This is a genomic window from Streptomyces sp. iso_384, assembly GCF_056172905.1.
Genome location: NZ_JBWBTT010000001.1, coordinates 3,438,685 through 3,458,881 on the forward strand (window position 1 = coordinate 3,438,685; position 20,197 = coordinate 3,458,881).

Sequence of the window (20,197 nt, forward strand, 5' to 3'; positions counted from 1 at the left end):
GGGCGGACGGGAGGCGTCGGGTACCGCCCGGCGGACCTCATGAATATTAATGGATTGCGCAATAGTTAAACTGTTGCCATGGAGAGGAACGAGGCGTCACGCTGGGAGTCCGCGGTACTCGACGGAGGCCCGGCAGACGGGCTGCGCACGAGGGTCGCCGACCGGCCACACGTCCTGCAGGTCACCCGCCCCTGCCCGCCGGAGGGACCCGGCGATCCCGATGGTTCCGGTGACGCAGGCGATCTCGACGGCCCGGGCGGCGTCGGAGCGGACGTACGGGTGTCGGCGCTGTACGTCTACCGCCGTGACCCCCGCACGGACCGCGCCCCGCTGCGGTACACCTTCGACGTGGCCAGTCCCTGACCCTGCCCGGACATTCGATACGCTCTCGTCTGATCTTCGGGGCGTGTGCAGGCTCCGGACTGCCGTGACCAGGGGGATGGTTCCTTATGAGCAGCGCGCCTTCGACCGACCCGTTCCAGCCGCTCAAGGCCGACGACCCCGCGGTGGTGGGGGGATACCGGCTGGCGGCTGTGCTGGGTGCGGGCGGTATGGGCAAGGTGTACCTGTCGTACACGCCCGGTGGCCGGCCCCTCGCGATCAAGGTGATCCGGGCCGAGTTCAGTGAGGACCCGGAGTTCCGGCGACGCTTCCAGCAGGAGGTGCGGGCGGCGCAGCGGGTGCAGGGGCTGTACACCGCGCCGGTGATCGATTCGGATACCGAGGGTGCGCAGCCGTGGCTGGCGACTGCGTATGTGCCCGGGCCTTCGCTGGCGCATGCGGTGTCCCGGCACGGCGGGCTGCCGTTGCGCAGTGTGCTGTTGCTGACGGTCGGGGTGGCCGAGGCGCTGGGAGTGATTCACGGTGCGGGCATCGTGCACCGTGATCTGAAGCCCGCGAATGTGCTGCTTGCCTCCGACGGGCCGCGGGTCATCGACTTCGGTATCGCCCGGGCCGCCGACACGACCGCCCTGACCGGTACGGGGGTCAGCGTGGGCACTCCGGCGTTCATGGCGCCGGAGCAGGCGGCCGCCGGGACGATCACCCCGGCCACCGATGTGTTCGCCCTCGGGCAGATCGCCGCGTACGCCGCGATCGGCGCACCCGCGTTCGGCGACGGGCCCTCGCACGCCGTCCTCTACCGGATCGTGCACGAGGACCCCGACCTCAGCCGGCTGCCCGACGAACTCCGGCCCCTGGTCACCCGCTGCCTCAGCCGCGACCCCGCCGACCGGCCCGCCCTCGCCGACATCATCCGCATCTGCCACGAGATCTCGCCCGAACCCCTGCGCCAGGGCGAGGACTGGCTCCCGCAGGCGGTCGCCGGCTCCATCACCGAACGGCACCAGCTCCCCGCACCCGCGCCCACCCCGCCGCCACAGCCCACCACCGCGCCCACGCCCACCCAGGCCTCCCCGCAGGCGCCGTCGACCCCGCCGCCGGGAGGCCCGCACTACACCCCGACCGGCTACGCGGTGGCCGCCGCACCCACCCAGACCGGACCCGCCGCGCCCGGGGCCCCCGGGGCGCCGCCCGCAGCACCGGGGGCGCCGGGCACCGTGCCACCCGGCCACTGGCAGCAGAACACCCGCCCCCAGGGCTACCCCACTCCGCCGCCCCACCAGCAGTCCGGATTCGCTCAACCCGGCTTCCAGCAGCCCGGGTTCCCGCAGTCGGGGATCCAGCAGCCCGGCTGGGGCACGTCCGGTTTCCAGCCCGCCGCGCCGCGTCCCAAGCGGACGGGTCTGATCATCGGCGCTTCGGTCTTCGGCGCGCTGGTCGTCCTCGGCGTCATCGGCAACCTGCTGCCGGACGACTCCGACACATCCGGCAAGGGCGACCGGTCCACGGCGTCCTCCGACGGTGGTTCGAGCGGCGGCGGTTCCGCGGACAAGGCCGGGGACAAGCCGGTCGACCCCAAGCCGGTCTCGTACAAGGGCATAGACATGACGGCGAACTACGCCCTGAAGCTGGCCGACCATCCGCCCCGGCCGGTGGAGGACGAGGACAGCGGCGTCAGCTACGGCAAGGGGGACTTCTACTTCTACCGGGATTCCCTCTTCGGCGACGAGAGGGTCGGCAGCGCCAACGGGAAGCTGGTGGTGCTGAAGAACTCGCAGAAGGGCTCCCTGGAGGTCTGCCGTCAGGAGACCCGCTTCACCGAGAAGATCGAGCTCGAACAGCTCACGTCCGGGTCGCAGATCTGTGTCCTCAGCAAGGCCGGACACATCGCCGTGGTGACCTACCGCGGCAAGTCGGGCCCGAACGACCCCAGCCGCTACATCACCATCGACCTGACCGTCTGGCGCAACGCCGAGGAGGCGCAGCAGAGCTGACGGCCCGACAGGCGGGCCGACGGCCCGCCCCGGTCAGCAGGTCGCGCCCCGGGCGCCCTGCTGGTAGCGGCGGTCGACGATCCGCTGCCGGACCGCGTCCCGCGCGTGGGCGCTCAGCGACAAGCGCTCCGGGGTGCCCGCCTGCTCGCTCCCGGGACCGTCCGGCCGCGTTCCGTCCCGCCCTGCGCTGCTGCCCGCCACGTACGCCATCCTCCGCTCGGCCTGCCCCCGGCCGAGGATACGCGGGGGCCCCGGCGGCCGGTCAGGTCCTGCCCGGTACCCGTCCGTCCGGCAGGAAGAGCACCGAATTGATGTACCGCTCGCGGCGCGGCACCAGGGCCCGGCGCAGCAGGCCCTGGTGCACCAGGTGCTCGGTCCGTGCCTGGTGGGCCACCAGGTCGAACCCGTCGAGCGTGATCCAGCGCCGGCCCGCCAGGAGCCAGCCCGCATAGCCCTGTCCGGTCAGCAGGTCGACCGCCGGGGCGATCGGGCCGAGCCGGCTCTCCAGCTCGATGAGCAGCGCAGGGCGGTCCTCGCGCAGCAGCTCCGCCGCGCCGAGCAGGGCCGCCCGCTCACCGCCGTCGACGTCCATCTTCACGAAGCCGACCCCGCGCAGCCCCAGACCGTCGACGGTGATCGACGGCACCTCCAGGCAGTGCGCGTGGATGTCGCGGCGGGCCAGCGACGACACCCCCCGGTCGCCCTGGTCGCCCTCCGGGAACCACAGCTGTGCGGTGCCTTCCCGGTCGGTCGCCGCACCCTGGACCACCCGGGCGTTCGACGGCAGCGTCCGGCGCAGATGCCCGGCCAGATGCGGCACCGGCTCGATGGTGACCACCTCGGCGCAGCGGGCGGCCAGCCGCCGCGACCACGGGCCGTACCAGCCCCCGATGTCGAGGGCGATGCCGTCCGGCGGGCAGAAGTCGGCCAGCCGCCGCAGCTCGGGCTCGAAGCGCGGATACAGGGCGACGGCCGCCGCGCCGACCAGGCGGGCGGGCAGCCGGGACGCCACCGCCGCGGCGAACGTGGTCACGTGGCCGACGCCTTGAGCCGGGTGAGCAGACGCTCGTGGTCCACCGCCGAGACCTTCCGGCCCGACGAGGGCAGCAACTGCGGGATGCCGTCCACGATCGGGTAACTCAGGCGCAGCCGGGAGTTGTAGAGCGCCGCCCCCTCCGCCTCCTCCTCGGGCAGCAGCGACAGCGGGCCCTTGTCGAGCGGGCAGGCCAGCAGGGCGAGCAGCGGGTCGTCGGGGTTCATCGGTACAGCTCCCTCAACTCAGGTGGACCGGACGGCGGATCGTGTCCGGGGTCAGGACGGCGCGGCGGGTGGCGGATCGTGGCGGGGCATGGCCAGCAGGACGGACAGGGCGAGCGCCGTGCCGCCCACCCGCAGGGCCAGCAGCAGCGGATCGTCGGGCAGCGTCTCGCCGAACGCGAGCGTCCCGAGGACCGCGGTGAACAGACAGGTCACCGTGGTGCACACCGGCACGATGAGGGACGCCCGGCAGCGCTGCAGCGCCGCCTGCGACATCACCAGACCGGCCCCCGCGGTGAACAGCAGCAGATACGGATACGGGGACCCCAGCAGCGACCACGCGGCCTCGCCGAGATCGGTGCCGGTCAGGCGGCTGGACGTGCCCTTGATGGCCAGCGAGCTGACCCCGTAGAGCAGACCCACCGCCACGCCGTAGCCGATCCCGCTGGTCGGCACCCGGTGCCGTTTGGCCGCCCGGCTCTCGACCCGTACGTACAGCCAGACGCCCGCCGCCAGCGCCGGCAGGCAGACCAGCAGCACCAGCATCCACGGCGCCCCGCCGCTCACCACGTCCTCGCCCTCGCGCACCGAGGCGACGACCATCAACAGGGCGACCAGTACCCCGCCGAGCGCGTAGCGTTCGCGGCCCGTCGACTCCTCGCCGAGCACGGCCGAGGACAACAGCAGGAGCAGCACCAGACCGGAGACGAAGATGCCCTGCGCCGCCGCGATCGGCAGCGCGCGGTAGACGACCAGCTGCGCCCCGAACCCGGCCGCCAGCGCCAGCGCTCCGACGATCCACAGCGGGCTGGTCGCCAGCACCCGGATCACCCGCAGCGGCCGGCCGGCGGAGAGCGCGGGCAGCGAGCCCAGGGCCCGTTTCTCCACCACGAAACCCACGCTGTACAGCGCGTTGGCGACCAGCGCCGCGCCGACACCCCACCACATCGCGCTACCTCCGCCGCGCGTGGGCCAGCAGGATGGAGGCCGCCCCGGGCACCGCGCACGCCGCCCGGTCCAACAGGCGCAGCGGACGCGGCACCCCGTGGAAGGGGGCGCCCTTGACCGTCACATCGGTGAAGCCGGACGCCGTCAGGAACGAGCGCAGGGCACGGGCCGTGTACAGCCGCAGATGTCCGACCACCTCCGAGCCGGGGCGGCCGTGGATCCCGCGCAGACTGACCTCCGAGAACACCGGCTGTACCCCGGCGAGCAGCAGCGCCCGGTTGTACCAGGCCGCCAGGTTCGGGGTGGACAGCATCAGATGGCCGCCGGGCCGCAGCACCCGCCGCAGCTCGTCCAACGCCTGGTCCGGGTCGACCAGATGCTCCAGGATCTCGCTGAACAGCACCGCGTCCGCGCACCCGTCGGCCAGCGGCAGCCCGCCGTGCTCCAGCTCCCCGCGCACCACCGCGCCCATCCGGGGCCGGGCCCGGCGCAGCGCGTCCTGCGACCAGTCGACCCCGATCAGCCGGTGCCCGGCGAGGAACGGGGCCGCCGTGGCGGCAGCCGTGCCGTCGCCGCACCCGATGTCGAGGATCACCTGCCCCGGCGCGTCCAGCGCATCGGCCAGCAGCCGGGCCTGCCGTCTGCTGCGCCCGTCGCCCGAGGCGACGGGTACGGCCGGATTCTCGTAGAAGTCCCGCAGCCCGGGCGGGGGAGAGGCGCTGCTGGTCATACGCTCTCCGAGGACGTCGAGGCCAGGTGACGGGTGAACATCTCGCGCAGGCGCACGCCGTCCTCGTCCCCGAGCAGGGTCCGCGACCAGCGCAGCGCCAGATGCAGCCGGCCGCCCGTGGACGCCGTGGTGAACGTCAGACCCCGGGGCATCCGGGCGGGCGCGGAGAACCACACGGCCGTCGCCCGGCCCGCCTCCCCGAAGTCCAGCGGATACGGCACCCGGCCGATGTTGCTCAGCAGCGTCGTCGAGGTCCACGGCGCCGCCAGCACCCGCAGCCCCCGGGTGACCGCGGCGCGGGCGGCCACCGGCAGCAGCGGCGCGGTCAGCAGGGAGGCGGCACGGCCCAGCGGCGGCCGGGGGCGCGCCTTGAGCGCCCGGGTCCGCTCGGCGGTCGCCCGGAGCAGGGCGGCGACGTCCGCCCCGGGCACCAGCTCCGCGGCGGCGAAACCGACCTCCACCAGCCGGGTGCCGTTCCCGATCGGCATCTCGGGCCCCCGGGTGCGGTCGTCGACCGGCATGGTGATCCGCAGCGGCCTGCGGTCGGACCCCGGCGCGCCCTGCGTCCGGTTCCAGTCGGCCACGGTGAGCGCGGTGGCCACCATGAGCTGGTCGTTCACCGTGTACGGCGCTCCGGACTCCCGCCGGGGGACCGGCAGTTCGGCCAGCAGCATCGCATTGCCCGGTACCGGGGACGGCCCCGGCGCGCCCGCCGCGATCCGGGCGGGACGGGCCGGCGGAGCCGCCGGGGACTCCCCGGCGGGCGGCTCGGACGCCGGGCGCGCCGGGGCGGGCGCCGGCGCGGTGCGGTGCGCGCCGTAGACCTCGGCGGCCGTCGCCGCCAGCCGCATGCACGCCGGGCCGTCCAGCGCGGTGTGGTGCACGGCGAACACCAGCACACACCCCTCGCCGCCCGGCTCCCGGACCACGTCGAGCCGCAGCGGCGGCGACGCGGTCAGCGGCGGCGCCTGGTCCAGCGCCCGGGCCCGGGCCCGGGCGAGTGCCCCGGGCCCGGACGGCGGGAAGCAGACCGGATCCGTGTCGGCGCTCCCGGTCAGCTCCCACTCGTAGCGCCGGGCGAACGCGCCCCGGGGCCGCTCCCGCATCAGCGCCCGGGGGTGCCGGGCCAGCGCCTCGGCGAACGCGGAGCGCAGCCGCCCCTCGTCCACCCGGCCGGGCAGATGGATCTCGATGTGCACCGTGTTCGGCTCGGTGTCCTGCTCGCAGTGCCGGGCCACCTCGTCGACCACCGGGAACGGCACCCGCGCCGGGGGCCCGGGCCGGGGCCCGCCGCCCCGCGCCCGCGATTGCTGCGTGGTCGCCATCAGGTGCTCCCTCCGGGACGGGGCGGCGGAGTTCCCTGCGGCCGCTTCGGGTCGGTGGACAGCGTCCGGCCCGAGGGCGCGGCGGACTGTGCCGGAACCGTGGGCGCCTCGCCGGACGCCGTGGCCGGGGCGGCCGTGCCCGGGCCACCCGCGGCCCGTCGGCCGAGCGGTCCGCGTCCGACCGTGACCAGGGCCGCGAACAGGCCGACCAGGGCCAGGAACTGGGCCGTCGCACCGAACGCGCCCTCGTCCGCCGCCGTGGTGTCCCCGGTGCCCACCGCCGCGACGACACCCGCGGCGGCCATCGCCGCGAACGCCACCGGAGCGAGCCACTTGGGCCGGAAGCGGGCGAGTACGGCGAGGAGGGGCACCGCCAGGGCCAGCGGCCCCGCGATCACCACACCCACCAGGGTGAGCGCCACCGTGCCCAGGACCGGACCCGGCCCCGGCGGCACGGGCCGCTCCTCGGCCGCGTACGGATCGGCTCCCCGCCGGCGTACGAAGGCGAGTCCCACCAGCACCAGGAGCAGCACCGCCGCACCGATCAGACCCACCTGGTAGATCCGGGCCGGCTCGTACTCCAGGGTGACCTTGCCGCCCTCGCCCTCCGGGACCAGCCAGGCCTGCTGCCAGCCGTCGATCCGCAGCGGCGTCAGCTCCTTGCCGTCCAGGGTGGCCTTCCAGCCCGCGTTGTGATTCTCGTGGATCTGGAGGTAGGAGGCCGCGCCCGGGCCGACGGCGATCGTGCGCCGGTCACCGTCGCCCTGCTCGACGTCCACCGACCGCGGCGTGCTCGCTCCGGCCTCGGAGGTGCCGTTGCTCAGCGTGACGTCCGTGATGGCGAGCGGTCCCGCGTCCCCCGCCTCGACGGTGGTGGACGAGGCGGCCAGCTCCACCGAGCCGTCCTTCGTGCACGGCGTGACCTCGATGGGGCGGCGCTGGGTCAGGTCCCGCACCCGGCCCTCGGCCCGGGTCTCCAGGAACGTGCCGCCCACCGACAGGACCGGTCCCTTGCCGCAGGCCAGGCTGAAGGTCTTGTCCGGCTTCGGCTGCGGCGAGCGGTACTCCTCCAGCACCGGGATGTAGACCTCGCTCAGACCGACCGGCAGCTGCAGCTGGGCGTCGGCGACCGGGTTGTGGACGGTCAGCGGCGCCTGACGCGAGATGGTGATGTCCATCCGGTCGGTGCTGATCGGCGAGAAGCGGGCCATGCCGTTCTCGTCCACGGCCGCCACCGCCGTACCGTCCGGCGAGCTGATCTGCACCTGCTCGGGCCGGGTGGACAGACCGCCGGCCGCCGCGAAGACGATCTCGCCGACCTCCTTCTTCTCCGGCCACGACAGATGCAGTACGGGGCGTTCACCCGCGATCCACGCCGTGGTCAGATCACCGTCGGTGAGATTGCGCGGACTGAGGTTGGTGCCCAGCCGCGCCGTGGAGTCGGCGCTCACCTCGATCTTGTCCCGCTCGCCCGTCAGCTCGAACAGCAGCTTGTCCAGCTCCTCCCCGGGCACCGGAACGGCACTCGCGGACACCTTGTACGTGCCCGCCTCCTGGGCGGTGAACTGCCGGTGCAGACCGACCTCGGCCGCCACCGACGACAGACCGCCCGGGTCGCTGCCGCGCCGCAGCGAGTAGACCGTGGAGTCCGCGCCCTCACGCGGCGCGTCCGTGGGCAGCTCCAGCATCCGGGTCACCTGCACCCCGGGGATCGCGATATCGGTGAACCCGGCGCCGGTGAGACCCGGACGCCCCTGCTGCGACTCCAGGATCGTCACCTTCAGCCAGGCGGCCTGCCCGGCGGGCGCGGCCACCTGCTGCGCCGACCCGTCCGTCCGCAGCGGACTGTCCTTGAAGCCCCGGTCCGTCTCGACCCGGACGACGGTCGGCGCGGCCCGCACGTTCGCACCGGGCAGCGGAGTCACCTGGAGCGAGCCCGGAAGGTCCGTCGGGGCGGTGAAGTCGATCCGCACCCACTCGTTCTCGGGCGAGCCGGGCGAGCCCTCGGCCCAGCCGGTGTCCGGGTTGCCGTCGAACGCGTTGACCGGGTCGTACTGCGGCAGATGGAACAGCCAGTTGCCCACCGACGAGGCGCTGACCTTCTTCGCCCCGCGCAGCACGGCGGTGGTCTGGTGCTCCGCGCCGGACGTCGGCAGGATCTGCCGGGGGCTCCGGCCCGGATCCTGCGCGGCCTCGGCGGCGTTGCGCTCGTCGGCGGTGTACGTGTACGAGGTGTTGGAGTTGACCAGCCCGAACCGGGTGTCCGCGCGCCGCAGCCCGTCGCCCGCCGCGTACAGCGACGGCCGCCCCAGACCCGGGTGCGCGTCACCGGCCAGCACGGCCGGCCGGCCTTCCAGCGCGCCGCTCGCCGACAGCGGGAGCAGCGACTCGGGCCCGCCGCTCACGACGGCCGTCGAGGCCACCGGAGCCGTGCTCGCCCGGCCCGGACGCTCCGTGCCGGCGGGCGGTTCGTAGATCTCCACGGCCCGCTGCCGCGGATAGAGGCCCTCGACCTGTACGGGAGTGTCCGCGGCGATCCGGCCACCGGTCATCACCGGACCGAACCCGGTCACGCGCTGATACCCGGAGGCCTCCAACGTGCGCTTCACCGTCGTCGTGGGGACATACCCGAGCTGGTCGGGATCCAGGTCGTTGCGGACCACCACATAGTGCAGCCCGGCCCGGTTCAGATACTCGCTCAGCCCGGGAACCTCGCCGCCGGAGGTCAGCGCCTGCTCGACGGCGTCCATCGCCCGCCGGTTGCCCGGCGTGCCGAAGGGCACGTAATCCCGTTGCGCCCAGGGCGAGTCGGCGAGCACGTCCAACGGCTGGTCGATGGGGGAACCCCAGGTGTAGATGCCGTGCGCGGTCGCCGGCACCACCAGGGCGCGGTCGTTCGCCGAGTTCTTCTTCAGCCAACCCCCGGTCGCCTCCCAGTACATCGGCAGCTGCTGGAACGAACCCGTCTGCAGGATCGAGCCGTTGACGTACGGCCAGGCCAGACCCGGCAGCACGATCACGGCGGCGACCACCGGTGCGAGCCGGCGGGCCCGCACCGCGTCGCCGCCACCGCGCGCCGCGACGGCGACGGAGGCCACCGCCGTGAGGTGCGCGAGCCCCAGCGCCAGGGCCAGCGCCACACCCGTCTGGAACTTGTAGATGTTCCGGAACGGCACCAGCCAGCCGTCCAGCCACTCCTGCACGGTCCCGTGGAACAGCCCGCCCAGCGCACCGCCGTAACCGGCGAGCGTCACCAGCGCGACGCTCAGGACCGTGAGCACCAGCCAGCGGCGCTCGGGCAGATCACGCCGCGCCAGACCCGCCAGACCCAGGGCGGCGGCGAGCGCCGAGCCCAGGATGGTGACGGTCGCGGTGGCGACGGTCCAGCCGGCGGGCAGCCAGGCCTCGCCGAAGTTCAGATAGCCCACCCAGTTCCCGCCGCCGCGCAGCATCTCGGTCGCCGACATGGTCGTCGTGGTGGTGTACGAGGACTCCACGTACGGCATGAAGTTCTCGCCGAAGGTCCCGAGCAGCAGCAGCGGCACGATCCACCAGGCGGTCGCCAGGATCACGCCCGGTATCCACCAGGCCAGCAGCGCCCGCTTGCGCGGACCGCCCGGCCGGGACAGCAGATACAGCCCCACCGGCAGCAGCGAGGCCAGCGTGGAAGCGGCGTTGACCCCGCCCATCAGCGGGATCAGCAGCGCGGAGCGGGCCGCGGCGATCCTCGGCGCGAGCCGCGGGTTCGTCAGCGGCAGCAGCACCCACGGCAGCAGCGCGCCCGGCAGGGCCGCGGCCGAGGTCGAGCCCACGACGATCGTGTACGTCGGCCACAGCGCGTACACCACCGCACCCAGCAGCCGGGTCGCCGGGGAGCCCACACGCAGTCGCTCCGCCAGCCGCAGCGCACCCCAGAAGGCGGTCGCCACGATCAGCGAGAGCCACAGCCGCTCCGCGAGCCAGACCGGTACGTGCAGCAGGTCGGCCGCCCCGTAGTACGGCAGCATCGGGATGGCGTAGCCCACGTACTGGTCGGCGATCCCGCCGAACCCGGCCCGGCTGTGCCACAGCTCGCCCAGGTCGCCCAGGAAGCGCCAGGGGTCCGCGACGACGCCGAGCTTGGTGTCGAACGTCATCCGCCCCGGCGACACCGCGAGGAACGCCGCGAACACGGCGGCCCAGAAGCCCAGCAGCCAACGCCGCGACCGGGGCGGGCCCTCGGAGGAGCCCGGCGGCACGGGACCCGCACCGTCCGGGGCCGTGGGCCGGGGTGGGTGGACAGCGCTGGTCATGAACACCGCCGGAGGATGAGGAGGAGGTTCCAGGTGGCGAACTCCCGCAGTACGGGGATCCGCGGCACGAGCTGGGGAAGGACGGGCCAGTAGCGCGAGCGGGCCGAGACGAGGGCCACGTCGGAGCGGCTCCGGACATGGCTCAGCGTCTCGCCGACGCCGATCTTGAAGAGGTTCTCGCCGAGCCGGTGCTTGGCCGGGCCGCCGGTGCGCCGCTCGTAGCGGCTCCGGGCGCGTTCGGCGCCGAGGTAGTGCCAGGGCGCCCACTCGTGGCCGCCCCACGGGGAGAGCCAGTTGGTGTAGGAGACGTAGATGAGGCCGCCGGGCCGGGTCACCCGGACCATCTCGCTGAGGAAGGTGTGGGGGTCGGCGACGTGCTCCAGCACGTTGGAGGAGAAGCAGACGTCGGCCGCGCCGTCGGCGAGCGGCAGCAGATAACCGTCGGCGACGACGGTGTCCGCGCGCTGCCCGGGGCCGATCTCCGCCGGATCCGGTTCGAAGAGATAGCTGTGCGCACCGCGCCGCCGGAACTCCCGGGTGAAGTAGCCGTCGCCGCCGCCGATGTCCACGACCACCTTGTCCCGGAGCGGACCGTGCCGCTCGACCTGGTCGGCCGCGTCACGGGCCAGCAGGGTGTACGCGGTGGCGGGGTCGCCCTGTTCGCGCAGGAAGGCGCGGAACAGGGCGGCCGACCGCCGGAACGAGGGGTCCTTCACGCGCTCGTACCGATCGCCGGGGCGCCCGGGCCGCTCGCCGCCTCGGCGGCCACCGCCGCGAACCGGCGCACACTGGCGGTCCACCGGTAGTCCGCGGCGCGTTCGCGGGCCGCCTTGCCCATCGTCTCGCGCCGCTCGTCGTCCAGCGCCAGCGCACACCAGGCGGCGGCGAAGGAGGACGCGCCCGGAGCGAGGATTCCGGTGACCCCGTCCTCGACGGAGTCGCGCAGCCCCGGCACGTCGAAGCCCAGGGTCGGGGTGGACCGTGCCGCCGCCTCCGTGACGACGAGCCCCCAGCCCTCCACGGCCGCCGGGTGCAGCAGCATCCACGCGGCACAGAGCAGCCGGTGCTTCTCCGCCTCGGTCACATGACCGGCGAACTCCACACCCGGACCGGCGAGCTGTTCCAGCCGGGCCCGCTCCGGGCCGTCGCCGACGATGACGAGCCGGCCGCCGGTGACCGGCCGGACCCGCTCCCAGAGCTGGAGCAGCAGATCGACGCGCTTGTAGTCGACGAGCCGGCCCAGCGCCACGAACAGGGGCGTGGCGGACCGCTCGCCCTGCGGGCTCGGCTCCTGGACCCCGTTGTGCACCACCCGGATCCGCCGGTCGGGCACGCCCAGTTCGCGCAGGGCGCCCGCCGTCGACGGGGAGACCGCGATCATCAGGTGATCGCGGTAGGCCCGGGACAGCGCCCAGTGTTCGAGCTTGCGCCCGGCACGGGCCACCGGCGTCGGGAAGCGCATGTCCCACAGATCGGTGTGCACATGGTTGACCAGGCACACCGTGGGTCCGCGGTGCCACAGGGGCGCCAGGTACGGCATGCCGTTGCAGACCTCGACCAGCAGGTCGCACGTCCCGATGTGCCGGGCGAACGCGGACCGCGCGCCGACGTAGTGCCCCAGCGTGCTGCCCGCCGAGACGACCCGGTAGGACCGGCGCGCGGCCTGCCCGCCGCACAGCAGGGTGACGTCGTGCCCCTGCTCGGTGAGGCCGAGGGCAAGCTGGTCGACCAGCAGCTCGGAGCCGCCGGCGGCCGGATTGCCCAGGTCGCGGTGGGCGAGGAAGACGATACGTCTGGGGGCGGCGGGAACCGGGGCGGACGCCGGGCCCTGACCCGGGCGTGCGACGGCGTCGAGCAGGGGGGGAGGTACGTGCTGGGGCATCGGTGCTCCAACTCGGCTCGGGATGCGGGGAGTTCGGGGAAGTGGCCTTCGGGGTCGAGGGCCGTGCCGTACGGGGCGGGGAGCGGAAGGGGGGAGAAGCGAAGTACGGAGAAGGCGGGGGAGAACGGGAAGGGAAAGGAAAGGACGAGACCGGGGGGCCGTGCTCTGGTGGGGATAGACAGTTTTCGGCACGGGTGCGCGCCCGGCTACTCACCGGTGCAACAACTTGCCGGTAACTCAGGTGTGCGGAATCGTCATCATGTGAGTATTCGGAGCTTCCGGCTCCGTCCGACGCCCCCGTACGACGAGCACGACGCCCGCGATCGTGAGCACACCGCCCACTCCGGCCGCCCCGGCCGGCGCGGTCGTGCCGAGCATCGCCAGCCGGTCGCTGTCCGCCGAAGCGAGCTCGACCTGCTTGAGCTGGGTCTCCTCGGTGAACTCCACCCGCTTGCTCTCCAGCAGCACGACGGCGTCCTTCTCGGATCCCGGAGCGCGCAGCGTCTTCTTCGGCCCGATCGCCGCGTTGATGATGCGGCCGGTCCGCCGGTCCACGACCAGCTCGATACCGCTGTTGGAATACCACTCCTCGGCCAGCACCTGCGGGGTCTTCTTCTTCCCCACGAGCAGCCCAGGCACCTGGCGCACCCCGGTCCTGGTGGGCTCCACCTCGCCCGTGAAGAGATAGCCGGAGTAGCCCTGGATCTCCTTCTCACCTGCGTAGGACAGCCGCACCACGCCGCCGAGCGTGCTGTCCCACCAGCGGTAGGAGCGCTTCTCGACGTCGAAGGGGAACTTCAGGTACGCCTCCCCGTCGAAGGCCGGGGACTCCTCGCAGCAGTGCACCGGCTCGTTGGTGGAGCGGTCGGTCACCCAGCGCTCCAGCGTCCACTGGAGGGCGTCACGGGGGTCCGAGGCGGGCAGGGTGCCCTGGTGGTCGACCGAGGTGGACACGTCCCACACGGCGTTGCCGCTCTTCTCGCTGTCGGCCACGTCCCCGCGCACCTGCCGGGTGATCGTGATCGTTCTGCCCTCGACCGTCTCCACCTCGGAGGTGTCGAAGTAGCTGCCCGTCCCGGTGAAGACGGTGGTGGTGTCGATGTCTACGGGGGTGCGCTTGGCATGCGGCTGGACGTACCAGACGAGCAGCGGCGCGAGGACGAGCAGAAAGACCCCTGCCCCCAGCAGGACAAGCGACAGGGGAGAAGCGTTGTGGCGCATCCGGGCACTCCTGGGTCGAATCTCTTCGCGGAGGTGCACGGGCCCCGGGCCGGTCAGCCCTTGATTGGCGTGAACAGTAGGCAAGCCCTTGACGGAATGTCAATGTGCTGTCGACACTGTGTCCCAGCCGGAGGGGCCCGGCTTAAGGGGTGGGGATCGTCTCCAGCTAGGAGCTGACCCGACTATGCGCAGACTCATCGCCGCAACCGTCACCGTTCTGGTGGCCGCGTCCTTCGCCGTTGGTGCGGCGGTCGGCGTCGTGGCACTGCTCGACGCCACTCCCGACCAGCCCAATACCCCTCTGATCAGCTATGACACCGGCCCGGCAGCTCCGTGACGCGCCCCGCCTGGCAGGAGGTCCCCCGGTCGAAGCTCGACCGCTTCGAGGCGATCGCCCGGTCCGAGGCCCCGGAGCTCGCCCAGACGATCCTGTACCAGATACGCCAGGAATATCCCTATCTGCACCTCGTCGAGGACGAGTCCGGAGAGCCGCTGGCCCTCGTCGGCATCCGCCGCGCCATCGAAGGCTTCGTCCACAACCTCACCGCGGGCGCCCACCCACGGGTGCCGCCGGAGATGTTCCAGGAGTTCGGCCGGGGCGAAGGGCTCGAAGGCCGCAGCCTCGACGCGCTTCAGGCCATCTACCGCCTCGGGGTCCGGCTCACCTGGCGCAGGCTCGCCGAGATCGGCCAGCAGGTCGACATCCCCGCGCCCGCCATGTACGAGCTGGCCGAATCGGGATTCGAGTATCTGGACGGGCTCGTGGAACAGTCGGTACGGGGCTACGCCGAGGCGGCGGCCCGGCGCGCCAGCGAACGGCTCCGCCTCCAGCGCCAGCTGATCGAACTCCTTCTGATGGAACACCGCGGAGACACGGGCCGGGGCCTGGCCGAGCGGGCCGCCCGGATCGGCTGGGAGCTCCCGGAGACCATCGCCGTGGGTGTCCTCATGCGCCCGGCCCGCGAGGCCGTGGCCCCCGCGGTGGGGCAGGGCATCCTGCTGGAGATGGAGAGTGAGCAGCCGCGCATCGTCATCCCGGATCCGGACACGGCGGGCCGAGCGGAGATCCTGCGGCGCGCCACGGCCGGCTGGTCCGGGGCGATCGGCCCGGCGGTCCCGCTGGCGGCCGCGGCGACCTCGCTGCGCTGGGCCGAGACAGCGGTCCAGCTGATCAAGAAGGACCTGCTGCCGCAGGGCGAGGTGCTGTACTGCACCGAACGGACGGAGGAACTGCTGCTCCTCCCGGCCCAGGAGCTGATCGACGCCGCCGCCCGCCGCTGCCTCGCCCCGCTGGACGGCCTCAGTCCGACCCAGACGAAGCGGCTGGCCGAGACGCTGCTCGCCTGGATCGAGACCCCCGGCGGCGCCCCCGAGGTGGCCGCCCGCCTGGGCGTCCACCCGCAGACGGCCCGCTACCGGCTGCGGCAGATCCGCGAGATGTGGGGCGACGCCATCGACGAACCGGACCAGCGCTTCGAGATGCTCCTGGTGCTCCGCGCCCAGCGCCTCAGGGGAGTGCCGGACCCGGCCCCGCGCTGAACGGCGACCGACGGCCGGACGTCCACGGACGTCCGGCCGCCGGGGGAGTACCGGAGAGTGCCGGGATCAGACCGGGGTGACGTACGCCCCGGCGATCCCGCCGTCGACCAGGAAGTCCGTGGCGTTCACGAACGAGGAGTCGTCGCTCGCCAGGAACGCCACGGCGGCGGCGATCTCGGTCGGCTCCGCGAACCGGCCGACCGGGATGTGCACCAGACGCCGGGCGGCCCGCTCCGGGTCCTTGGCGAACAGCTCCTGCAGCAGCGGGGTGTTGACCGGCCCGGGGCACAGGGCGTTGACCCGGATCCCGTCGCGCGCGAACTGCACACCCAGCTCGCGCGACATCGCCAGCACCCCGCCCTTGGACGCGGTGTACGAGATCTGCGAGGTGGCCGCGCCCATCCGGGCCACGAACGAGGCCGTGTTGATGATGGAGCCCCTGCCCTGCGCGCGCATATAGGGGATGGCCGCCTTGCAGCAGAGGAACACGGAGGTCAGATTGACCTCCTGCACCCGCCGCCAGGCCTCCAGGCCGGTTTCCAGGATGGAGTCGTCGTCGGGCGGCGAGATCCCCGCGTTGTTGAACGCGATGTCGACCGAGCCGTAGGTGTCGAACGCCGCCTTGAAGAGGGCGTCCACCTGCTCGGCGTCGGTGACGTCGGTACGGACGAAGAGCCCGCCCGCCTCCTCGGCTGCGGCCTTGCCGCGCTCCTCGTCCACATCGGCGCAGACGACGTGCGCGCCCTCGGCGGCCAGCCGCCGCACGGTGGCCAGACCGATGCCGCTGCCGGCTCCGGTGACGACGGCGGTGCGGCCGACCAGACGGCGGCAGACGGAAGAAGTGTCGGTCATGGGCTCAGGCCTCCGTGCTGATGAAGACGTTCTTGGTTTCGGTGAAGGCGGCCAGGGCGTCCGGGCCGAGCTCGCGGCCCAGGCCCGACTGCTTGTAGCCGCCGAAGGGGGTCGAATAGCGCACACTGGAGTGCGAGTTGACGGAGAGATTGCCCGCCCGCAGCCCCTGCCCGACGCGCAGCGCGCGCCCGACGTCCCGGGTCCAGACCGAGCCGGCGAGGCCGTAGTCGGTGGCGTTGGCGAGCCGCAGCGCGTCCTGTTCGTCCTCGAACGGCAGGACCACCGCGACCGGCCCGAAGACCTCCTCCACGGCCACCGGCGCATCCGGCGAGACCCCGGTGAGGACGGTCGGCGGATACCAGAACCCGGGGCCGTCGGGGGCCGTTCCGAGGATGGTCCGTACGCCGTCGGCGCCACGGCCCCCGTCGACGAAGCCCCGCACCCGGTCCAGCTGGAGCGCCGAGATCAGCGGGCCCATCTGCGTCTTCTCGTCGGCCGGGTCGCCCACCACCACGGCGGCGACGGCCGGGACGAGCAGCTCTAGGAAGCGGTCGTACACGGACCGCTCGACCAGGATCCGGGTCCGGGCGCAGCAGTCCTGACCGGCGTTGTCCAGGAAGGACATCGGGGCGGCCGCCGCCGCTGCCGCCACATCCGCGTCGGCGAAGACGAGGTTGGGGCTCTTGCCGCCCAGCTCCAGGGTGAGCCGCTTCACGCGCTCCGCGCAGCGGGTCATGATGTGCTTGCCGGTCCGGGTGGAGCCGGTGAACACGATCTTCGCGACGCCCGGGTGCTCCACCAGGGCGCTTCCGGCCACCGGGCCCTCGCCGGGCAGCACCTGGAGAAGACCGTCGGGCAGACCGGCCTCCAGGGCGAGTTCGGCCAGCCGCAGAGCGGTGAGCGGGGTCGTCTCGGCGGGCTTGAGGAGGACGGCGTTGCCCGCCGCGAGGGCCGGCGCGAGACCCCAGGCGGCGATCGGCATCGGGAAGTTCCACGGCGCGATGACGCCGACGACGCCCAGCGGCTCCAGGACGGTGAAGTCGATACCCCCCGCGACCGGGATCTGCCGGCCCAGGAGCCGTTCCGCCCCGCCCGCGCCGTAGTCGAGGAGATCGCGTACGTTGCCCGCCTCCCACCGGGCGTTGCCGATGGTGTGGCCGGCCTCGCGAACCTCCAACTGCGCCAGTTCCTCGATGTGTTCGTCGACGACCACGGCGAAGCGGCGCAGCAGCCGGGCCCGGTCGGCGGGCGCGGCGGCCGCCCAGCGCCCCTGGGCGGCCGCGGCGCGGGTGACGGCGGCGTCCACATCGGCGGCGGAGGCGGCGGGGACGGTGGCGACGACCTCGGCGGTCGCCGGGTTCAGGACGTCCAGGGTGGGTTGTGACACGTACGGACCCCGATCACGGAAGCTGGTGGTTGTGCGGTGGTGTGCTGACGGTCAGAGGCGTTCGAAGGAGCGGCGCAGCTCCCAGTCGGTCACCGCGGAGTCGTACGCGGCCAGTTCGACGCGGGCCATGTTCAGGTAGTGCGCGACGACCTCCTCGCCGAACGCCTCCTTGGCGATGGGGCTGGCCTCCCACAGTTCGGCCGCCTCGCGCAGAGTCGTCGGCACCTGGTCGTAGTCGCCGGTGTACGCGTTGCCCGTACACGCCTCGGGCAGCGGCAGCCGGTGCTCGACCCCGTACAGTCCGGCGGCGACCAGCCCGGCGACGGCCAGATGCGGGTTGACGTCGCCGCCGGGCAGCCGGTTCTCGAAGCGCATCGAGCGCCCGTGGCCGACGACCCGCAGGGCGCAGGTGCGGTTGTCGACGCCCCAGGCGACGGCGGTGGGGGCGAAGGATCCTGGCTGGAAGCGTTTGTAGGAGTTGATGTTGGGCGCGTAGAGGAGGGAGAAGTCCCGCAGGGCGGCCAGCTGACCGGCCAGGAAGTGCCGCATCAGCTCGGACATACCGCCCTCGCCGTCGCCCGCCATCACGTTCTCGCCGTCCGCGTCGGTCAGCGAGAGATGGATGTGGCAGGAGTTGCCCTCGCGCTCGTCGTACTTGGCCATGAAAGTCAGCGAGACGCCCTCCTGGGCCGCGATCTCCTTGGCGCCCGTCTTGTAGACGGCGTGCTGGTCGCAGGTGGTGAGCGCCTCGTCGTAGCGGAAGACGATCTCGTGCTGACCGGGATTGCACTCACCCTTGGCGGACTCGACGGTCAGCCCGGCCTCCTGCATCTCGTTGCGGATCCGGCGCAGCAGCGGCTCGATCCGCCCCGTGCCGAGGATCGAGTAGTCGATGTTGTACTGGTTGGCCGGGGTCAGCCCGCGGTAGTCGCGGTCCCAGGCCTCCTCGTAACTGTCCCGGAAGACGATGAACTCCAGCTCCGTGCCCACCTGGGCCGTGCAGCCGAGCTCCGCCAGCCGGTCGAGCTGACGGCGCAGGATCTGACGCGGGGCGGCCACCACCGGACTGCCGTCGTGCCAGGCGAGATCCGCGATCAGCAGGGCGGTCCCCTCGTGCCAGGGCACGGGGCGCAGGGTGGCGGCGTCGGGGACCATGCCGAAGTCGCCGTAGCCGTTCTCCCACGAGGACATCGCGTAGCCGTCGACGGTCCGCATCTCGGTGTCCACGGCCAGGAGGTAGTTGCAGCCCTCGGTACCGTGCTCCAGCACCTCGTCCAGGAAGAACCCGGCCGCGAACCGCTTCCCCTGAAGCCGGCCCTGCATGTCCGGGAAGGCCAGCACCACAGTGTCTATCGACCCGTCCGCGACACGCGAGCGGAGCTCGTCGACGCCGAGCGGGGGTGTGCGGTCTGCCACGGGATGCCTCCTTGGGTGAACCGGGAGGCATAAGGTATGACAGAGAACCATTGCTTGGGAAGGGGATCCACCAGTGGCCACGAGGGAGCGAGCGGACGACACCCGTCCGGCGGCAGCCGCCACCGACGCGGGGGCGGGCGAGCCGGACGCCGCGACCGCCCGGCTGGACTCCGTGCTGCGCCCCGTCCGTGCGGGCAACGGCTTCGAGGAGGCTCTGGAGCAGGTCCTCCAACTGCTGAGGCTCGGTCTGGTGCCGCCCGGCGAACGGCTGCCCTCCGAGCGCGAGCTGGCCCAGCATCTGCGGATCAGCAGGGTCACGCTGCGCGAGGTCCTCAAGGTCCTCCAGGACCAGAACATGGTCGAGAGCCGCCGCGGCCGCTACGGAGGAACGTTCGTCCTGCCGCGCACCGCCGCCCCCGACGACAGCGACGAACTGCGCCGCCGGATCGCCGCCGTCGACGTGGAGGACACCCTGCGCTTCCGAGAGGTGCTGGAGGCCGGGGCAGCGGGCCTCTGCGCCGAGGGGCTGCCGGCCGTCGGCGAGGCCCGGCTGCGGGCCGCGCTGGACGCGACACACGGCGCCCGGCTGGAGGACTACCGCCGCCAGGACACCCTGCTCCACCTCACACTCGCCGAACTCTCCGGCTCCCGAACGCTCGCCGCCCAGTACGCCGCGGTCCGGGCCACCCTCAACGAACTGCTCGACTGCATCCCGCTGCTGGTGCGCAACCTGGAGCACTCCCAGCAGCAGCACGCGGCCGTCGTCGAGGCGGTGCTCGACCGGGACGCGGACGCGGCGCGCGAGATGATGCGCGAACACTGCGGCGGCACGGCGGCCCTGCTGCGCGGCTTCCTCGCCTGAGCCGGTCCGGCGGACCGGCGCGGCGAATCCGTAACCACTCTTTAACGCACGGCCCTTGCCATTCGCTCCTACGTTCCACAAAGGTGTGCCGACGAACCTTTGACCGACGCAATGTGCCACCGACTCCCATCGGCGGAGTCGACAGACATC

Annotated in this window: 17 protein-coding genes and 1 pseudogene; 5 read left to right on the plus strand and 13 right to left on the minus strand. The window is 72.9% G+C overall.

The features are described from left to right. Window positions 1-78: 78 nt before the first annotated feature. Together AC0VY3_RS15290 and AC0VY3_RS15295 are read left to right on the plus strand one after the other, a co-directional pair. Window positions 79-363, plus strand: coding sequence for a hypothetical protein (locus tag AC0VY3_RS15290; protein WP_103508338.1), 285 nt, complete (start codon window positions 79-81; stop codon window positions 361-363). Between the two features lie 86 nt (window positions 364-449). After that, on the plus strand, window positions 450-2,336 hold the full coding sequence (locus AC0VY3_RS15295) for a serine/threonine-protein kinase (protein WP_475549801.1): 1,887 nt from the start codon (window positions 450-452) through the stop codon (window positions 2,334-2,336). A 48-nt stretch (window positions 2,337-2,384) separates the two neighbouring features. Here the strand turns inward: AC0VY3_RS15295 and AC0VY3_RS15300 are convergent. The 10 genes and pseudogenes from AC0VY3_RS15300 to pgfA form a co-directional block, all read right to left on the minus strand. Then, window positions 2,385-2,546, minus strand: a pseudogene (locus tag AC0VY3_RS15300) (GntR family transcriptional regulator); the annotation flags it as partial. 52 nt (window positions 2,547-2,598) lie between these two features. Further along, window positions 2,599-3,369: an FkbM family methyltransferase gene (locus AC0VY3_RS15305; protein WP_103508336.1), complete on the minus strand. Its 771-nt coding sequence runs from the start codon at window positions 3,367-3,369 to the stop codon at window positions 2,599-2,601. Then, window positions 3,366-3,596, minus strand: coding sequence for a Trm112 family protein (locus tag AC0VY3_RS15310; RefSeq protein WP_103508335.1), 231 nt, complete (start codon window positions 3,594-3,596; stop codon window positions 3,366-3,368). The genes AC0VY3_RS15305 and AC0VY3_RS15310 overlap by 4 nt, the downstream gene beginning before the upstream one ends. A 51-nt stretch (window positions 3,597-3,647) precedes the next feature. After that, window positions 3,648-4,541, minus strand: a complete 894-nt coding sequence (locus AC0VY3_RS15315) for a hypothetical protein (protein ID WP_103508334.1) — start codon at window positions 4,539-4,541, stop codon at window positions 3,648-3,650. A 4-nt stretch (window positions 4,542-4,545) separates the two neighbouring features. Further along, the gene (locus tag AC0VY3_RS15320; RefSeq protein WP_103508333.1) at window positions 4,546-5,271 is read right to left on the minus strand and encodes a class I SAM-dependent methyltransferase; all 726 of its coding nucleotides are present in this window, start codon (window positions 5,269-5,271) and stop codon (window positions 4,546-4,548) included. Continuing rightward, window positions 5,268-6,596 carry a condensation protein gene (locus AC0VY3_RS15325; protein WP_475549802.1) on the minus strand — a complete coding sequence of 443 codons (1,329 nt, stop codon included), beginning with the start codon at window positions 6,594-6,596 and terminating at the stop codon, window positions 5,268-5,270. Before AC0VY3_RS15325 ends, AC0VY3_RS15320 begins: the two co-directional genes overlap by 4 nt. Beyond that, window positions 6,596-10,888, minus strand: coding sequence for an alpha-(1->3)-arabinofuranosyltransferase domain-containing protein (locus AC0VY3_RS15330; RefSeq protein WP_475549803.1), 4,293 nt, complete (start codon window positions 10,886-10,888; stop codon window positions 6,596-6,598). The genes AC0VY3_RS15325 and AC0VY3_RS15330 overlap by 1 nt, the downstream gene beginning before the upstream one ends. Then, window positions 10,885-11,604 (minus strand): class I SAM-dependent methyltransferase, encoded by a 720-nt coding sequence (locus AC0VY3_RS15335; RefSeq protein WP_103507347.1) that lies wholly within the window; start codon window positions 11,602-11,604, stop codon window positions 10,885-10,887. Before AC0VY3_RS15335 ends, AC0VY3_RS15330 begins: the two co-directional genes overlap by 4 nt. Beyond that, window positions 11,601-12,770, minus strand: a complete 1,170-nt coding sequence (locus tag AC0VY3_RS15340) for a glycosyltransferase family 4 protein (RefSeq protein ID WP_475549804.1) — start codon at window positions 12,768-12,770, stop codon at window positions 11,601-11,603. The genes AC0VY3_RS15335 and AC0VY3_RS15340 overlap by 4 nt, the downstream gene beginning before the upstream one ends. Window positions 12,771-13,007: 237 nt before the next feature. Further along, complete coding sequence (pgfA, locus tag AC0VY3_RS15345; protein ID WP_103507349.1) at window positions 13,008-13,991, minus strand: cell envelope lipid trafficking protein PgfA; 984 nt, start codon at window positions 13,989-13,991, stop codon at window positions 13,008-13,010. 184 nt (window positions 13,992-14,175) lie between these two features. Between pgfA and AC0VY3_RS15350 the strand changes: the two genes are divergently transcribed. Together AC0VY3_RS15350 and AC0VY3_RS15355 are read left to right on the plus strand one after the other, a co-directional pair. Then, complete coding sequence (locus AC0VY3_RS15350) at window positions 14,176-14,328, plus strand: hypothetical protein (protein WP_181010713.1); 153 nt, start codon at window positions 14,176-14,178, stop codon at window positions 14,326-14,328. After that, window positions 14,325-15,530: a PucR-like N-terminal domain-containing protein gene (locus tag AC0VY3_RS15355; RefSeq protein ID WP_103507350.1), complete on the plus strand. Its 1,206-nt coding sequence runs from the start codon at window positions 14,325-14,327 to the stop codon at window positions 15,528-15,530. The genes AC0VY3_RS15350 and AC0VY3_RS15355 overlap by 4 nt, the downstream gene beginning before the upstream one ends. Window positions 15,531-15,596: 66 nt before the next feature. Here AC0VY3_RS15355 and AC0VY3_RS15360 read toward each other — a convergent pair whose 3' ends face one another. The 3 genes from AC0VY3_RS15360 to AC0VY3_RS15370 are packed head-to-tail and all read right to left on the minus strand — an operon-like array spanning window position 15,597 to window position 19,185. Beyond that, the gene (locus AC0VY3_RS15360; protein ID WP_103507351.1) at window positions 15,597-16,382 is read right to left on the minus strand and encodes a 3-oxoacyl-ACP reductase; all 786 of its coding nucleotides are present in this window, start codon (window positions 16,380-16,382) and stop codon (window positions 15,597-15,599) included. Between the two features lie 4 nt (window positions 16,383-16,386). Continuing rightward, on the minus strand, window positions 16,387-17,769 hold the full coding sequence (locus tag AC0VY3_RS15365; RefSeq protein WP_475549805.1) for an aldehyde dehydrogenase family protein: 1,383 nt from the start codon (window positions 17,767-17,769) through the stop codon (window positions 16,387-16,389). A gap of 51 nt (window positions 17,770-17,820) precedes the next feature. Further along, window positions 17,821-19,185: a glutamine synthetase family protein gene (locus AC0VY3_RS15370; protein ID WP_103508147.1), complete on the minus strand. Its 1,365-nt coding sequence runs from the start codon at window positions 19,183-19,185 to the stop codon at window positions 17,821-17,823. 73 nt (window positions 19,186-19,258) lie between these two features. Here AC0VY3_RS15370 and AC0VY3_RS15375 point away from each other — a divergent pair, with 73 nt between their 5' ends. Beyond that, on the plus strand, window positions 19,259-20,047 hold the full coding sequence (locus AC0VY3_RS15375) for a FadR/GntR family transcriptional regulator (RefSeq protein WP_475549806.1): 789 nt from the start codon (window positions 19,259-19,261) through the stop codon (window positions 20,045-20,047). Window positions 20,048-20,197 lie beyond the last annotated feature (150 nt).

Coding starts and splice junctions, on each gene's coding strand:
- pgfA (WP_103507349.1), bottom strand. CDS start 13,991: ATGCGCCACAACGCTTCTCCCCTGTCGCTTGTCCTGCTGGGGGCAGGG.
- AC0VY3_RS15325 (WP_475549802.1), bottom strand. CDS start 6,596: ATGGCGACCACGCAGCAATCGCGGGCGCGGGGCGGCGGGCCCCGGCCC.
- AC0VY3_RS15290 (WP_103508338.1), top strand. CDS start 79: ATGGAGAGGAACGAGGCGTCACGCTGGGAGTCCGCGGTACTCGACGGA.
- AC0VY3_RS15295 (WP_475549801.1), top strand. CDS start 450: ATGAGCAGCGCGCCTTCGACCGACCCGTTCCAGCCGCTCAAGGCCGAC.
- AC0VY3_RS15330 (WP_475549803.1), bottom strand. CDS start 10,888: ATGACCAGCGCTGTCCACCCACCCCGGCCCACGGCCCCGGACGGTGCG.
- AC0VY3_RS15315 (WP_103508334.1), bottom strand. CDS start 4,541: ATGTGGTGGGGTGTCGGCGCGGCGCTGGTCGCCAACGCGCTGTACAGC.
- AC0VY3_RS15360 (WP_103507351.1), bottom strand. CDS start 16,382: ATGACCGACACTTCTTCCGTCTGCCGCCGTCTGGTCGGCCGCACCGCC.
- AC0VY3_RS15350 (WP_181010713.1), top strand. CDS start 14,176: ATGCGCAGACTCATCGCCGCAACCGTCACCGTTCTGGTGGCCGCGTCC.
- AC0VY3_RS15340 (WP_475549804.1), bottom strand. CDS start 12,770: ATGCCCCAGCACGTACCTCCCCCCCTGCTCGACGCCGTCGCACGCCCG.
- AC0VY3_RS15310 (WP_103508335.1), bottom strand. CDS start 3,596: ATGAACCCCGACGACCCGCTGCTCGCCCTGCTGGCCTGCCCGCTCGAC.
- AC0VY3_RS15320 (WP_103508333.1), bottom strand. CDS start 5,271: ATGACCAGCAGCGCCTCTCCCCCGCCCGGGCTGCGGGACTTCTACGAG.